The following is a 15,054-nucleotide window of genomic DNA, read 5'->3' as shown; positions in this document are numbered from 1 at the left end:
CGGAATCCAACATCATATAGATAGAATTGAATCCTTGGTCGTCCGCTGCCAATTGTTTCATCAACGTGGCGGTCAGGTTCGCATTCACGTGTGTCCAAATATCAATAATCTGGTTATATCTTTCATTATTGGTAATGAATCCCATGTTATAGTTCGCCATTACCTCTTCAACCTGATCGTATCCTTCTTGTAACAAATCTTGTTTGTTCTCCGGAACAATAACGTCTCCCAAGTTGAAAGACAAACCACCCTCAAATGCTTTACGATACCCCAAATCCTTAATATCATCCAAGAATTTAGCCGTCACGTCCACACCGCAACGTTTGAACACGTCACCGATAATGTCACGCAACGCTTTTTTCGTAATCAACGTATTGATATAAGGATAGTTTTTCGGGGTGAACTGGTTCAAAATCACACGACCAACCGTCGTTTTGATCATATGTCTGATCGGTTGACCGTCCTTGTCCACGTTATCAATCTTCACCTCGATTTCAGCATGCAAGTCTACAGCTCTCTCGTTGAAAGCGATAATCACTTCCTCCGGAGAATAGAACTTCAATCCTTCACCCTTCACGCCCTTTCTCGGTTTCGTGATATAGTATAAACCGAGTACCATATCCTGAGAAGGCACCGTGATAGGCGCACCATTAGCCGGATTCAAAATGTTATGAGAACACAACATTAAAATCTGAGCTTCCAGCACGGCCTCATTACCTAATGGTAAGTGTACAGCCATCTGGTCACCGTCGAAGTCGGCGTTGAATCCGGTACAAGCCAATGGGTGCAAACGGATTGCTTTACCCTCGATCAATTTCGGTTGGAATGCCTGAATACCCAATCGGTGCAGGGTCGGGGCTCGGTTTAACAATACCGGGTGACCTTTCAACACGTTTTCAAGAATATCCCAAACGATCGGATCACGACGATCCACGATCTTCTTGGCACTCTTCACCGTCTTCACGATACCACGCTCGATCAGCTTACGGATAATAAACGGCATATACAATTCAGCCGCCATATCTTTCGGAAGACCACACTCGTGCATCTTCAAGTCCGGACCTACAACGATTACCGAACGTGCAGAGTAGTCAACACGCTTACCCAACAAGTTCTGACGGAAACGCCCTTGTTTACCTTTCAAACTGTCGGAAAGAGACTTTAACGGTCTGTTATTTTCAATCTTAACCGCATTGGATTTACGAGAGTTATCAAATAATGAATCTACGGCCTCTTGTAACATACGTTTTTCATTACGCAAGATTACATCCGGAGCCTTGATCTCGATCAATCTCTTCAAACGATTGTTACGGATGATTACCCGTCTGTACAAATCGTTCAAATCGGAAGTCGCAAAACGACCACCATCCAACGGAACCAACGGACGCAACTCGGGCGGTATTACAGACAACACCTTCACGATCATCCATTCCGGTTTATTAATTTCTTTACTTTCGCGGAAAGCCTCTACTACCTGAAGACGCTTCAAAGCCTCATTCTTTCTCTGTTGAGAGGTCTCCGTGTTAGCTTTATTTCTTAAATCGTATGAAAGATCATCCAAATTCAGACGTTCCAACAACATGGAAATAGCTTCCGCCCCCATCTTGGCAATAAACTTATTTGGATCATCATCATCCAGATATTGATTATCTGTCGGAAGCTTATCCAGAATATCCAAATACTCTTCTTCCGTCAGGAAATCCATCGTTTTGATACCGGAATCCCCCATGATACCGGGGTTTACAACCACGTATCTCTCGTAGTAAATAACGGTATCCAGTTTCTTGGAAGGTAACCCTAACAAGTAACCGATTTTATTTGGCAACGACTTGAAATACCAGATATGAGCCACCGGAACCACCAACTGGATATGTCCCATACGCTCACGTCTAACCTTCTTCTCCGTAACCTCAACACCACAACGGTCACAAACGATACCCTTGTAACGGATACGTTTATATTTACCGCAATGACATTCGTAATCCTTCACCGGACCGAAGATTCGTTCGCAGAACAAACCGTCGCGTTCGGGTTTGTAAGTACGATAGTTAATCGTCTCCGGTTTTAATACAGCACCACTGGACCGTTCCAGAATTTCTTCCGGGGAAGCCAATCCAATAGCGATCTTAGTAAAATTTTTTACTTTATTGTCTTTTCTGAAGGCCATATTTTAGATTTTAGATTTTAGATTTTAGATTTACAATCCATGTAAATCTAAAATCATAAATCAACAATTATATTAAATTAACGCTCAATCCCAACCCGCGAAGTTCATGCAACAATACGTTGAATGATTCCGGAATTCCGGGTGTCGGAAGAGGTTCACCTTTCACGATATGCTCGTAAGTTTTGGTTCTACCCATCACGTCATCAGACTTCACGGTCAAGATTTCCTGTAAGATGTGTGATGCTCCGAAAGCCTCTAGAGCCCAAACCTCCATCTCTCCGAAACGCTGACCTCCGAACTGAGCTTTACCTCCAAGAGGTTGCTGCGTGATCAACGAATAGGGTCCGATAGAACGAGCATGCATCTTGTCATCAACCATGTGTCCCAATTTCAACATATAGATCACACCCACGGTTGCCGGCTGGTCGAAACGTTCTCCCGTTCCACCGTCATACAGATAGGTGGTCCCGAATCTAGGCACACCTGCCTCGTCCGTGTATTTGTTGATATCGTCCAAAGAGGCACCATCGAAAATAGGAGTTGCAAACTTCAATCCTAAATTCTTTCCGGCCCAACCCAACACGGTTTCAAACACCTGTCCCAAGTTCATACGGGAAGGCACACCCAGCGGGTTCAAACAAATATCAACCGGAGTTCCATCAGACAAGAACGGCATATCCTCTACCCTTACCACGCGGGATACAATACCCTTATTACCGTGACGTCCTGCCATCTTATCACCGATTTGCAATTTACGTTTCTTAGCCACGTAAACCTTAGCCATCTTGATAATTCCGGAAGGAAGTTCGTCACCAACGGTAGCGTTATACTTCTTACGTTTAATCTGACCTTCGATCTCCTTGTACTTGATGATATAGTTATGCAACAAGTCACGAATCATATCGTTTCTCTGCTTATCGGTCGTCCATTTGTTCGGGTTGATCTGCAAGAAGTCCATGTTCTGCAACATCTTGTAAGAGAACTTCACGCCCTTCGGAACAATATCCTCGTTCAAGTAATTCTTCACGCCTTGTGAAGTCTTACCATTTACCAACTCGAATAATTTGTCGATCAATAAAGTAGTCAAATCCCCGACTTTACGTTGGAATTGTTCATCCAGTTCAGCCAAAAGATTCTTGCCGGCAGCTTTCGTTTTCCGATCACTTACCGTACGCTGGAACAACTTCTTATCAATAATAACACCTTTCAACGAAGGAGAAGCTTTCAATGAAGCATCTTTCACATCACCGGCTTTATCACCGAAGATTGCTCTCAGCAATTTTTCCTCCGGACTCGGATCAGACTCTCCTTTCGGGGTAATCTTACCAATCAAGATATCTCCCGGTTGAACACGAGCCCCTACGCGAATGATTCCGTTTTCATCCAAATCTTTCGTGGCCTCCTCACTTACGTTCGGAATATCAGCCGTCAACTCTTCCAATCCACGTTTCGTTTCACGAACTTCCAGAGAATACTCGTCCACGTGAACAGATGTAAAGACATCATTCCGCACGATATTCTCGGAGATCACGATAGCATCCTCGTAGTTGTATCCTTTCCACGGCATAAATGCCACTTTCAAGTTCCGTCCGAGTGCCAATTCTCCCTTTTCTGAAGAGTATCCTTCCGTCAATATCTGACCTTCTTCCACACGTTGACCTTTTCTCACGATCGGTTTTAGCGTGATCGTCGTACTCTGGTTTGTACGTTGGTATTTCGGCAGGTAATATTCTTTCGTATCGGGTTCAAAGCTTACAAAAGCCTCTTCTTCCGTACGGTCATATTTAACAACAATTTTGCGTCCGTCAACAAAAGCGATCACTCCCGGTCCCTCAGCAACAACTTGCGTTCTAGAATCCTTGATCAAATTGGCTTCCAAACCAGTTCCCACGATCGGAGATTGCGGGGAGATAATCGGAACTGCCTGACGCATCATGTTCGATCCCATCAATGCACGGTTAGCATCATCATGCTCCAAGAACGGAATCAAAGAAGCTGCAATTGAAGCAATCTGGTTCGGGGCAACATCGATCAAATCGACATCCTCTCCTGCAGCTAACGGGAAATCCGCATCCTTTCTGGCTTTTACCCATTTATTTGTAAACTTGCCATCTTCATCAATAGCAGAATTTGCCTGAGCAATTACCAATTCCTCCTCTTCCTCGGCTGAATAGTAACGCACGCCTTCCTCTGAAAGGTCCACAACACCATTATTCACCTTACGGTAAGGAGTCTCGATAAATCCTAAATCGTTGATCTTAGCGTACACGCAGAGAGAAGAAATCAAACCGATATTCGGTCCCTCAGGCGTTTCGATCGGACACAAACGACCATAGTGAGTATAATGTACGTCACGCACCTCGAATCCTGCACGATCTCTGGAAAGACCACCGGGTCCCAAGGCAGACATACGTCTCTTGTGAGTAATCTCGGCTAATGGATTCGTCTGATCCATAAACTGAGATAATGCATTCGTTCCGAAGAACGAGTTGATCACGGAAGACAAAATCTTCGAGTTGATCAAATCAACCGGGGTGAATACCTCGTTGTCTCGCACGTTCATTCTTTCACGAATCGTACGGGCCATACGGGCCAATCCCACGCCGAATTGATTATATAATTGTTCGCCTACAGTACGTACACGACGATTGCTCAAGTGGTCAATATCGTCCACGTCAGTCTTGGCGTTTAATAAACGAATCAAATATTTGATGATCTCGATAATATCCTCCTTCGTCAAGACACGGATATCCGGATCTGTTGCAAGTCCCAATTTTTTGTTTAACTTGTAACGTCCCACGTCACCCAAATCATAACGTTTATCAGAGAAGAACAACTTGTCGATCACATCGCGAGCAGTAGCTTCATCAGGTGGCTCCGAACTACGCAACTGCCTGTAGATATGCAACACGGCCTCTTTCTCCGAGTTACACGGGTCTTTTTGTAACGTGTTATATATAATGGCATAATCCGCCAAATTTTGCATCTCCTTGTGAAGAAGGATCGTCTTCGCACCTGACTCAACAATCGCATCAATATGCTCAGGCTCCAGCACTGTTTCACGATCAACGATAATCTCGTTACGCTCGATAGAAACAACTTCACCGGTATCTTCATCAACGAAATCTTCAATCCAAGATTTCAAAACACGAGCAGCCAAACGTCTGCCAACGACTTTCTTCAACCCCGTACGGGAAACATTGACTTCATCTGCAAGACCGAATATCTCAAGGATATCCTTATCCGTTTCAAACCCGATCGCTCTCAAAAGAGTTGTCACGGGCAATTTTTTCTTCCGGTCGATATACGCGTACATCACGTTATTGATGTCCGTGGCGAACTCGATCCATGAACCCTTGAACGGAATAATTCTCGCGGAATAAAGCTTCGTACCATTCGCGTGGATACTTTGCCCGAAGAAAACGCCGGGAGACCTGTGTAACTGAGAAACTACCACTCGCTCTGCTCCATTGATCACGAAAGTACCCTTCGGAGTCATGTAAGGAACATTCCCTAAATATACATCCTCGATAACGGTATCAAAATCTTCATGTTCCGGGTCTGTACAGTACAACTTTAACTTCGCTTTCAAGGGTGCGCCGAAAGTCAATCCCTGACTCAGACACTCCTCGATCGTGTAGCGGGGCGGATCTATAAAATAGTCCAAAAATTCCAAAACAAAGTTGTTCCGTGTATCAGTTATAGGAAAATTTTCCTTGAAAACCGTGTAAAGGCCTTCATTCTTTCTGTTCTCAGGCGTGGTACCTAATTGAAAAAAGTCCTTGAAAGACTTCAACTGCACCTCAAGAAAATCAGGGTATTCCAGCTGATTTTTTATCGATGCAAAGCTTATTCTATTGTTTGAATTATATGAAGACATCTATTATTTTTTTTGAACCTAAACAATCATAACAACAAAATGGTTTAGAGTCCGCGTAAGACTCTAAACCTAAAAACCTACCGGTTTTATACCTTATTTAAGTTCAACTTCAGCTCCTGCTTCTTCTAATTGAGCTTTCAATGAGTTAGCTTCTTCTTTAGAAACTTTTTCTTTCAATGGAGCCGGAGCCTTGTCAACTACTTCTTTAGCCTCTTTCAATCCAAGACCGGTCAATTCTTTCACTAACTTAACAACAGCTAATTTAGCAGCACCAGCTGATTTAAGAATTACATCGAATTCAGTTTGCTCTGCTTCAGCGGCAGCAGCACCACCAGCTGCAGGAGCAGCAACAGCTACAGCAGCAGCTGCAGGTTCGATTCCGTACTCTTCTTTTAAAATGTCAGCTAATTCTTTTACGTCTTTTACGGTAAGGTTTACTAGCTCTTCTGCAAGTTTTTTCAAATCTGCCATTTCTATACTAATTTAAAATTGTTTGTTACTTAACTTAAAAAATTATTCTTTTTCAGACAGTGTCTTAACAACACCCGCGATCGTATTTTGTCCGGATTGCAAAGCAGAAATAACGTTCTGCATCGGAGATTGAAGCATCAAGATGATATCCCCAATCAACTCTTCCTTAGACTTAATATTGATCAACGCGTCTAATTGATTTTCGCCTACATAAGCGCATTCCTCAACGAAAGCGGCTTTAAATGCGGGTTTATCCTTATCTTTACGGAACTCTTTGATCAATTTGGCAGGAGCATTACCTGTCTCGCTCAACATCACGGCGCTACTTCCTTTCAAAGAAACGAAGATCTCCTCGTAATTGTTGTTAGCGTTCTCAAGAGCCTTTTTCAATAAGGTGTTTTTAACCTGTATAAGCTTTATGTTAGCGTCAAAACAAGCCCTGCGCAACGCCTGAGTGGCGACTGCATCCAAACCCGCAATATCGGCTACATAAAGATGCTTATATTCGTTAACCTGCTCCGTCAAGCTGTCTATAATGACTTTTTTCTCTTCTTTTTTCATACTACTGAGGTCCTTTTTAAGGTTACAAAATTAATCAAGTAATGACTTTGGTTCTACTTGAATACCGGGACTCATCGTACTTGACAGATATACACTCTTAACATAGGTTCCTTTTGCTGCTGCCGGTTTCAATTTGTTGATCACGTTCAAGAATTCTCTCGCGTTTTCTAAAATTTTAACGGCATCAAATGATACTTTACCTATAGAGGCGTGAATAATACCAAATTTGTCAACCTTAAAGTCGATCTTACCTTGCTTTACTTCAGTAACAGCTTTTCCGATTTCCGGAGTTACCGTACCGCTCTTCGGGTTTGGCATCAATCCACGAGGACCCAATATTCTACCAAGAGCACCTACTTTACCCATCACGGAAGGCATAGTAATGATGATATCCACATCGGTCCAACCACCTTTGATTTTCTCGATATAATCATCCAATCCCACGTAATCCGCACCGGCAGCCTTAGCTTCATCCACCTTGTCAGGCGTACATAAAACCAATACTCTTACTTCTTTTCCGGTACCATGAGGTAAAGTACATACACCGCGCACCATTTGATTGGCTTTACGCGGATCTACTCCTAATCGAACGTCCAGGTCTACTGACGCATCAAACTTGGTAAAAGTAATCTCTTTTACAAGTTGTGCAGCCTCGTCGATAGAATACACTTTTCCACCTTCGATCTTTTCTAAAGCTAACTTCTTATTTTTTGTCAGTCTACTCATTACGTTTGAAGTATTACAAATTCATTAAAAAGGTCTCTCACCGTCAACAGTGATACCCATACTTCTGGCAGTACCAGCTACCATACTCATCGCTTTCTCTACTTCAAAAGCATTCAAATCTTTCATCTTAGACTCTGCAATCTCTTTTACTTGAGCCCAAGTAATAGAAGCCACCTTTTTACGGTTAGGCTCTGCAGATCCGGATTTCAATTTGGCTACTTCCAAAAGCTGAACAGCAACAGGAGGTTGTTTCGTGATAAAATCAAATGACTTATCACCGTACACCTGAATAATCACCGGGATAATCTTTCCTGCCTGATCCTGAGTTCTCGCATTGAATTGCTTGCAGAAGTCCATGATATTGACCCCTTTTGAACCTAACGCAGGACCTACTGGAGGAGAAGGATTTGCTGCTCCGGCTTTAATTTGTAGCTTGATAATTGCTTCAACTTCTTTTGCCATGATTTTTTTAATCAATAATTGTTATTCTTTTTCTACCTGCATGAAACTTAGTTCGAGTGGTGTTTTACGTCCGAAGATTTTAACAATTACTTTTAATCTCTTCTTATCCGAATTCACCTCCTCTATCACACCGGTAAAACCGTTAAAAGGTCCGTCGGTCACCTTAACCGACTCGCCCACGAAATAAGGGATACTTATTTCCTCTGGTTGTTCCGCAAGTTCATCCACCGTACCTAAAATCCGGTTTACCTCCGCTTGGCGCATCGGTACAGGATCTCCTCCCTTGGTCTCCCCCAGGAAGCCAATCACGTTCGTAATATCACGAAGCATGTGGGGAATTTCACCAACAAGAGCAGCCTCTATCAATACATAACCCGGATATAAATTCCGTTCACTACTGAATTTCTTCCCGTTACGTACTTGATATACCTTCTCGGCAGGCACCAAAACCTGTGAAACATAGTCCTGAAGCCCTAAACTGGCAATTTCATTTTCGATGTACTCCTTTACCTTTTTCTCCTTGCCTCCAATTGTTCGAAGTACATACCATCTTTTTTTAATTTCAGCCATGTGTCAGACCTCCAAGATTTTTAATAAAACAAACTATATATACCTGTCATAATATGCCTGAACGAAAAGTCCATAGCGAATATGCAAAGGGCTATGATAACGGAAGCAATCATCACAATCGTTGCACTACTCTGGAGTTCAGACCACGTAGGCCAGGATACTTTATTTACCAGTTCGTTGTAAACGTCTGATATATAACTTTTAATTCTCATCTGTTTCTTTCTTTTTAAATTGCACGGGAGGAGAGGTTCGAACTCCCGACCCTCGGTTTTGGAGACCGATGCTCTACCAACTGAGCCACTCCCGTATAAGGGTCAGCCGAAGCCGACCCTAATTTATTGTAGTTTATGATTATAAGTTTGCGAAAACGCAGACCCAAATCACATTAACCCATGATCTCAGTAATCTGTCCGGCACCTACGGTTCTACCACCCTCACGGATAGCGAAACGCAAACCTAATGAACAAGCTACCGGAGTGATCAAATCAACCGTAATGGTCAAGTTATCACCAGGCATTACCATCTCGCGTCCTTCCGGTAAAGTAATCTCTCCGGTAACGTCCAATGTACGAATATAGAACTGCGGTCTGTATCTGTTGTGGAACGGAGTGTGACGACCACCTTCTTCTTTTTTCAAAATATATACCTCAGCTTTGAATTTAGTATGCGGGGTAACTGATTTCGGTTTTGCCAACACCATACCGCGTTTGATCTCATTCTTATCAACACCGCGAAGCAATAAACCTACGTTATCACCAGCTTCTCCGTCATCCAAAAGTTTACGGAACATCTCAACTCCCGTACAAACGGTTTTCTTTCCGTCAGCACCCAAACCGATCATTTCCAACTCATCGCCTACGTGAACAACTCCGGTCTCGATACGACCAGTAGCAACAGTACCACGACCGGTGATAGAGAATACGTCCTCAACCGGCATCAAGAACGGTTTATCTTTTGCACGTTCAGGAATTTCAATCCAAGTATCAACAGCCTCCATCAACTCCATCACTTTCTCTTCCCATTTAGCCTCTCCATTCAATGCACCAAGAGCAGAACCCATGATAATAGGAGTATTGTCACCATCATATCCATAGAAAGACAACAACTCTCTCATCTCCATTTCTACCAACTCCAACATTTCAGCGTCATCCACCATATCCACTTTGTTCAAGAAAACAACCATTCTCGGTACGTTTACCTGACGAGCCAAAAGGATATGCTCACGCGTTTGAGGCATCGGACCATCAGTTGCGGCACAAACCAGAATTGCACCGTCCATCTGAGCAGCACCAGTAACCATGTTCTTTACATAGTCGGCGTGTCCCGGACAGTCAACGTGCGCATAGTGACGATTTGCAGTTTCATATTCTACGTGCGAAGTATTAATGGTAATACCTCTTTCCTTCTCTTCCGGAGCGTTGTCGATAGAATCGAATGAACGCAATTCAGAAAGACCTTTTTTTGCCAAAACTGTCGTAATCGCAGCTGTCAAGGTTGTTTTACCGTGGTCAACGTGACCGATAGTACCAATATTTACGTGTGGTTTTGACCTGTCAAAATGTTCTTTAGCCATAACTCTAAAACAATTTTATTATTAAACAATTTATCACAATAACTCTATATTCATGCAAGTAACTCGCTGTTTATCTGATTCTTGATCAAACAAGGCGAGAAATCCCATTTAATTTGGCTTGCAAATGTACAAATTAAAAATCATATCTCACAATAAATGAGATCATTTTTTTAATTTTCTCTCTTTTCCTTCGCCTTTGTCAATTGACGCTTCAACACGTCGTACAACTCATCCACCGTCTCTTCAAAAGTTTTAGCATTTTTCTTAACGAAAACTTCCTGTCCCTTCACATCGACGCGCACTTCCATTAACTTGTTTTCAAGATTGTCATCCTTCTCCAATTTCAACGTCACCACAATCGCGATAATGCCGTCGTGATACCTTTCCAGTTTTGAGAATTTTTTATTGATCAACTCTTCCAAAACCGGATTTACTGAAAAACCTACAGGATTAATTCTAATTTCCATACCGTTTCCTCCTATAATTTATGCTCGTGGGTGAGCTTGTTTAAAAATCTTCAACATACTCTCTACCGAGTTGTGCGTGTAGACTTGGGTGGCAGCCAGACTCGAATGCCCTAAAAGTTCCCGAATCCCCTCTATGGACGCTCCGTTATTCAACAGGTGAGTCGCAAAAGAGTGACGCAATACATGTGGACTTCTCTTGGAAAGAGTGGTATCTTTCGACAGTTTCTCGGTAACCAGCCGATAAACGAACTTATCGTAGATAGGCAAACCTCTATTGGTCACGAAAAAAAAGCCGTGCTCCTGAACAACAACCTCTTTCCTCCTCTCCAAATAATACGTCATCGCCTTCTCCAACTCATCCACGACCGGAATCTCCCGTTGTTTGTTTCCTTTCCCCGTTACCCGGATACACCGACGGGGAAAATCGATATCAGACACCTTCAACCCTACTATTTCCGAACGCCTCATCCCCGTATCGTAAGCCATCAACAAAATCAACCAATCGCGCAGGCAAGGAAAATCTCCTTCCCCTTCTCCCATTTCCAATATCGCGGCCATCTCCTCTTCTTTCACGAAAACAGGTAATCGTTTAGCCGTTTTAGGACCACTAATTCCCTCCGCCGGATTTACTTCCAACACTCCCTCCTTTAGCAAAAAACGAAAAAAAGCATTTACACTACTCAATTTTCGTTTTCCGGAAGTAGCTTTCAGTTTTTTCCCGATCCCAACTTTTCGCATTCCCCCACTCATCTCCGCCATAACCCATCCCCTCACTAACTTGGTAGTTATTTTTAAAATATCCTCCTCCGAATCGCTCAACTTACAATAATCGAAAAATTGACGCAAATCCATCTCGTATGCCTCTATCGTGCGAGGAGAATACCTTTTTACACGACTCAGATAATCTAAAAAAGCCTGGAGTTGCATCATTTTCAAAATTTTAAAGACGTAACTAAATTACGCTTTTTGTTTTTGAAAAACAAAATTATGTAAGTCTTTTATTCTTCTGCCTGTTGCAACGATTGACGATAAGCAGCTTTCATACGAGCCATACGATTTCTTACGGAAGGTTTCGTGAAAGCCTGACGGTCTCTTAATTCTTTAATAACACCGGTTTTCTCGAATTTTCTCTTGAATTTTTTCAACGCTCTTTCAATATTCTCGCCTTCTTTTAATGGAACTATAATCATGATCTTTTATTTTTAAAATGAATAATTTATTTACTAAAAAAAATAACCGACGACACACCCGTGTGTCCTCTTTCTTGATGAATATTATATCATTTCTTCTATCTCAAAAATAATCGACCACCCCCTTTCAAGCGGATTGAAACGTAAATTTAACAATTCGAAAACTGCCGCAAAGGTAAATGAATTAATCGAGAATTGCAACGCACGAAATAAAAATCTACTTTCAACGATCTGTCGCTACCCATTTTACCGCATCTGCATTTTTCCTCCTTATTTTTCACACGATACGATCAGGGATTCAATAGATCCTTACAATAATAATCCAGAATACCGTTGATCATATTTACATAGGTACGAGCTTTACCGTTATCCGGATTCAGCCGCAACACGGCATTAAAATAATTTAAAGCCTGGGTAAAATCGGCCTTACCGTTATAAATAATCCCCAACTCCATCAAAATCTCTTCCGGCCCCTCTTTTTCTCCGACCACCTGTTTTTCCAGTAAGACGATAGCCTCATCCGTTTTTTTCTCTTTTACTAACCCTCTGGCTTTTTCTATTATTGTATTCATATAATATACTTTTTATGATAATACTTTTATTTTATAATATAGGTTTCAAAGGTAGCAATATTTCCCACACCATCCGTCACCTTTAACACCACCTTATTCTTTCCCTTCACAAAAGCGGGTTCGCTTAAACGGCCCTCTAAGATATCCTTTTTGGCATCATAAGAAAACAGACACCATTTTCCGTTCACCTCAACCCGGTAAGAAGCGATTCCTGTCAACTCGTCCTTTATTTTAAAACGGACTCTTTTCCCGGCAACCTTTCCCAAGTAATCAATCAGAGGAGCCACAGTATCCCTACTTACCGTGTAGCGCCCCAACACGTTAGGATAAGCCGCAAGTCCCGAATCCGACTGCCAGGTTTTCATCGGCAGTAACTTTTCTCCCTTTCCGACCAAACACAATACGCTTTTCTCCGCAAATAAACCCTTCACCTGCAATTTTCCCCTCTTCAACAAAGGCCATTCCTCTTTCGACAAACAAAACACCTCCATCGTCTCAATGCTGTCCCTGCGGCAAGAAACAAGTTGCGGTTCGCACGAAATCGGATATTGCAATGCATCCGCTTCCAATTCCAGCACATAATTTCCACAAACCACCCGATGTTCTTCCCGGTTATTCCAAACCACTTTTCCCGTACGTTCAATTTCTCTCTCCTTCTCCCTCCCGATTAACTCAAAAAAAAGCTTGGAAACATTGCCGTTTATATCCCGCAACTCCAAACGAACCTGAAGAGTACTATCCGGGTACAACGTAATAAATCCATGGTCAATAGAAGTGAAAACTCCCGGTAATTCGCCCCGGTAGTTTCCAAACGTGGTATAAACGACCTTATTCTCCCGATAAAGTTGAAAATCCTTTACCTCGTTGACCAAAACATTTTGATCGAAAGAGACCGTATCCATTTTCATCCGGGACACCCATTGTCCCCCCGCCCACAGCTTCAACTCGTACAACCCCAATTTATTCCACGACCCGTTCATGTAATCATCAGCCTGTACGCCGACTCCGATCTTTCCGGCAGGGAGCCGCACTTTTCCCGCATTGTAATTTCTGTTTCCTGTATTTTTCACCATAACATGCCGCCGCCCCGACAATACACCCTCTTCCGAAAACTCATAGAGGTATAAAGCCCGAAGATTAGGTCCCATTTTATCTTCTATTTTTAGAAAAAGCAAAGGGTTCAACGGGCGTTCGTCCCGAGTACTTCTTACCTCAAAATGTAAATGAGGTCCCATGGAAGAGCCACTATTCCCACTATAAGCAATGGTATCTCCCGCTTTAAACACGATCGCCTCCGCTTCAAAATTTTCATCGATAGCAAACGACTCTTTCGCGTATTGTATATCCCGTACTTTCTCCTCCACCCGGGAGACGAAACGTTGCAAATGCCCGTAAACCGTCGTATAACCGTCATCATGCTTAACATACAAGGCATTCCCGTAACCTGTCGCGGAAACCTTTACCCGGGCCAACACCCCGTCTTTCACGCATATTACCGGCAAACCTTCCCGTCCTTCCGTTTTGTAATCCAAACCGGAATGAAAATGCGCATCCCTCAACTCGCCGAAATTACCGCTCAACAACGGTTTGATGCGTAAAGGATTTAACCACTCGGGCGACTGCCCCCAAACGACTGACGATAAAAAGAGTAAGACTCCCGCAACTACAATTATTCTTTTTTTCATAAATTATCTCGGCTAATAAAAAATGACAAAACCATTGCAAAAATAACAACACTCTTGATATTTAAAAGAAATTGTCCTATCTTTGTGGTGTAAAGTTTAGGTTATGACAGGAAAAGAAAAAAACATAATAGAAGAGCTAAACTTAAAAATTGAACAACTAATAAAACTATATATATCCTCGCTGGACAAAAACAAAAATCTGGAAGCGGAGATCCAAGCTCTCAGAAACCGGATAGAGCAGATGAAAGGCGAGAACAATAAATTAAACGAGAATATAAAAGCTTTGAAAGTGGCTAATGCTATTTCGACCGGAGACGGAAGCTCTGAGGCCAAAATGAGAATTAGCCAACTGGTGCGGGAGATTGATAAATGTATTGCTCTTTTGAATAATTAATATGAATGATAAACTTACGATTAATGTGAATATTGCAGGACGGATTTGCACGCTGACGATAGAGAGAGAAGAAGAGGAGCAAATAAGAAAAGCAGCACAATTGATTAATGGTAAGATTTCTCAATATAGGGAAAAATATTCAAATATTGATCCCATGGATTTTTTAGTTGCCACGGCCCTACAGTTTACAGCTAAAATGTTAGAAGCCGAGCAACGGAATGATGTCGAACCGATTTTGAACGAACTGGAAAAAGTGAACAAAAGGTTAGACGAATTCGTAAAAGAGTAAAAAGCGTTCTTTGAAAAGAAATAGATATACCCGCATTATTTCGTATT

General features: G+C 42.3%; 16 protein-coding genes and 1 tRNA gene. 2 read left to right on the top strand and 15 right to left on the bottom strand.

The annotated features are described in order from the left end of the window. From rpoC to QZR76_RS12780, 15 genes are all read right to left on the bottom strand, one after another. A partial coding sequence (gene rpoC / locus QZR76_RS12850) for a DNA-directed RNA polymerase subunit beta' (protein ID WP_294143211.1) occupies positions 1-2,167 on the bottom strand: 2,167 nt, incomplete at its 3' end. Positions 2,168-2,234: 67 nt separating this feature from the next. Then, complete coding sequence (rpoB, locus tag QZR76_RS12845) at positions 2,235-6,047, bottom strand: DNA-directed RNA polymerase subunit beta (RefSeq protein ID WP_294143210.1); 3,813 nt, start codon at positions 6,045-6,047, stop codon at positions 2,235-2,237. Positions 6,048-6,140: 93 nt separating this feature from the next. Continuing rightward, positions 6,141-6,518 (bottom strand): 50S ribosomal protein L7/L12, encoded by a 378-nt coding sequence (gene rplL / locus QZR76_RS12840; RefSeq protein ID WP_294143209.1) that lies wholly within the window; start codon positions 6,516-6,518, stop codon positions 6,141-6,143. Between the two features lie 42 nt (positions 6,519-6,560). Next, positions 6,561-7,079, bottom strand: coding sequence for a 50S ribosomal protein L10 (rplJ, locus tag QZR76_RS12835; protein WP_294143208.1), 519 nt, complete (start codon positions 7,077-7,079; stop codon positions 6,561-6,563). Positions 7,080-7,109: 30 nt separating this feature from the next. Then, positions 7,110-7,805, bottom strand: a complete 696-nt coding sequence (gene rplA, locus QZR76_RS12830) for a 50S ribosomal protein L1 (RefSeq protein ID WP_294143207.1) — start codon at positions 7,803-7,805, stop codon at positions 7,110-7,112. Positions 7,806-7,829: 24 nt separating this feature from the next. Next, positions 7,830-8,267 carry a 50S ribosomal protein L11 gene (gene rplK, locus QZR76_RS12825; protein ID WP_041504191.1) on the bottom strand — a complete coding sequence of 146 codons (438 nt, stop codon included), beginning with the start codon at positions 8,265-8,267 and terminating at the stop codon, positions 7,830-7,832. A gap of 21 nt (positions 8,268-8,288) precedes the next feature. Beyond that, positions 8,289-8,837, bottom strand: coding sequence for a transcription termination/antitermination protein NusG (gene nusG / locus QZR76_RS12820; RefSeq protein ID WP_294143206.1), 549 nt, complete (start codon positions 8,835-8,837; stop codon positions 8,289-8,291). A gap of 20 nt (positions 8,838-8,857) precedes the next feature. Beyond that, positions 8,858-9,049, bottom strand: coding sequence for a preprotein translocase subunit SecE (secE, locus tag QZR76_RS12815; protein WP_082027514.1), 192 nt, complete (start codon positions 9,047-9,049; stop codon positions 8,858-8,860). Positions 9,050-9,071: 22 nt separating this feature from the next. Next, positions 9,072-9,144, bottom strand: a tRNA-Trp gene (locus QZR76_RS12810). A gap of 78 nt (positions 9,145-9,222) precedes the next feature. Beyond that, entirely contained in the window at positions 9,223-10,410 is a 1,188-nt protein-coding gene (tuf, locus tag QZR76_RS12805; protein WP_294143205.1) for an elongation factor Tu, read from the bottom strand. Between the two features lie 170 nt (positions 10,411-10,580). After that, complete coding sequence (gene raiA, locus QZR76_RS12800; protein WP_294143204.1) at positions 10,581-10,877, bottom strand: ribosome-associated translation inhibitor RaiA; 297 nt, start codon at positions 10,875-10,877, stop codon at positions 10,581-10,583. 18 nt (positions 10,878-10,895) lie between these two features. After that, complete coding sequence (locus QZR76_RS12795; RefSeq protein WP_294143203.1) at positions 10,896-11,807, bottom strand: tyrosine-type recombinase/integrase; 912 nt, start codon at positions 11,805-11,807, stop codon at positions 10,896-10,898. Positions 11,808-11,875: 68 nt separating this feature from the next. Then, entirely contained in the window at positions 11,876-12,067 is a 192-nt protein-coding gene (gene rpsU / locus QZR76_RS12790; protein WP_041504187.1) for a 30S ribosomal protein S21, read from the bottom strand. Between the two features lie 290 nt (positions 12,068-12,357). Next, a complete protein-coding gene (locus tag QZR76_RS12785) occupies positions 12,358-12,639 on the bottom strand; it encodes a hypothetical protein (RefSeq protein ID WP_294143202.1) in 282 nt (93 codons plus the stop codon). A 26-nt stretch (positions 12,640-12,665) separates the two neighbouring features. Continuing rightward, on the bottom strand, positions 12,666-14,324 hold the full coding sequence (locus QZR76_RS12780; protein WP_294143201.1) for a M23 family metallopeptidase: 1,659 nt from the start codon (positions 14,322-14,324) through the stop codon (positions 12,666-12,668). 103 nt (positions 14,325-14,427) lie between these two features. Between QZR76_RS12780 and QZR76_RS12775 the strand changes: the two genes are divergently transcribed. Both QZR76_RS12775 and QZR76_RS12770 read left to right on the top strand, forming a co-directional pair. After that, complete coding sequence (locus QZR76_RS12775) at positions 14,428-14,718, top strand: hypothetical protein (protein WP_294143200.1); 291 nt, start codon at positions 14,428-14,430, stop codon at positions 14,716-14,718. Between the two features lies 1 nt (position 14,719). Then, positions 14,720-15,007 (top strand): cell division protein ZapA, encoded by a 288-nt coding sequence (locus QZR76_RS12770; protein WP_294143199.1) that lies wholly within the window; start codon positions 14,720-14,722, stop codon positions 15,005-15,007. Positions 15,008-15,054 lie beyond the last annotated feature (47 nt).

Source organism: uncultured Sanguibacteroides sp., assembly GCF_900543425.1.
GTDB lineage: Bacteria > Bacteroidota > Bacteroidia > Bacteroidales > Marinifilaceae > Gabonibacter.
This window is presented reverse-complemented; position numbering and strand designations above follow the sequence as displayed.

Bases quoted from the DNA above. Each gene is read 5' to 3' on its own strand.
- QZR76_RS12785 (WP_294143202.1), bottom strand. From the start codon at position 12,639: ATGAATACAATAATAGAAAAAGCCAGAGGGTTAGTAAAAGAGAAAAAA.
- rpsU (WP_041504187.1), bottom strand. From the start codon at position 12,067: ATGATTATAGTTCCATTAAAAGAAGGCGAGAATATTGAAAGAGCGTTG.
- QZR76_RS12775 (WP_294143200.1), top strand. From the start codon at position 14,428: ATGACAGGAAAAGAAAAAAACATAATAGAAGAGCTAAACTTAAAAATT.
- QZR76_RS12770 (WP_294143199.1), top strand. From the start codon at position 14,720: ATGAATGATAAACTTACGATTAATGTGAATATTGCAGGACGGATTTGC.
- rplK (WP_041504191.1), bottom strand. From the start codon at position 8,267: ATGGCAAAAGAAGTTGAAGCAATTATCAAGCTACAAATTAAAGCCGGA.
- rplA (WP_294143207.1), bottom strand. From the start codon at position 7,805: ATGAGTAGACTGACAAAAAATAAGAAGTTAGCTTTAGAAAAGATCGAA.
- secE (WP_082027514.1), bottom strand. From the start codon at position 9,049: ATGAGAATTAAAAGTTATATATCAGACGTTTACAACGAACTGGTAAAT.
- raiA (WP_294143204.1), bottom strand. From the start codon at position 10,877: ATGGAAATTAGAATTAATCCTGTAGGTTTTTCAGTAAATCCGGTTTTG.
- QZR76_RS12780 (WP_294143201.1), bottom strand. From the start codon at position 14,324: ATGAAAAAAAGAATAATTGTAGTTGCGGGAGTCTTACTCTTTTTATCG.
- nusG (WP_294143206.1), bottom strand. From the start codon at position 8,837: ATGGCTGAAATTAAAAAAAGATGGTATGTACTTCGAACAATTGGAGGC.
- rplJ (WP_294143208.1), bottom strand. From the start codon at position 7,079: ATGAAAAAAGAAGAGAAAAAAGTCATTATAGACAGCTTGACGGAGCAG.
- tuf (WP_294143205.1), bottom strand. From the start codon at position 10,410: ATGGCTAAAGAACATTTTGACAGGTCAAAACCACACGTAAATATTGGT.
- rpoB (WP_294143210.1), bottom strand. From the start codon at position 6,047: ATGTCTTCATATAATTCAAACAATAGAATAAGCTTTGCATCGATAAAA.
- QZR76_RS12795 (WP_294143203.1), bottom strand. From the start codon at position 11,807: ATGATGCAACTCCAGGCTTTTTTAGATTATCTGAGTCGTGTAAAAAGG.
- rplL (WP_294143209.1), bottom strand. From the start codon at position 6,518: ATGGCAGATTTGAAAAAACTTGCAGAAGAGCTAGTAAACCTTACCGTA.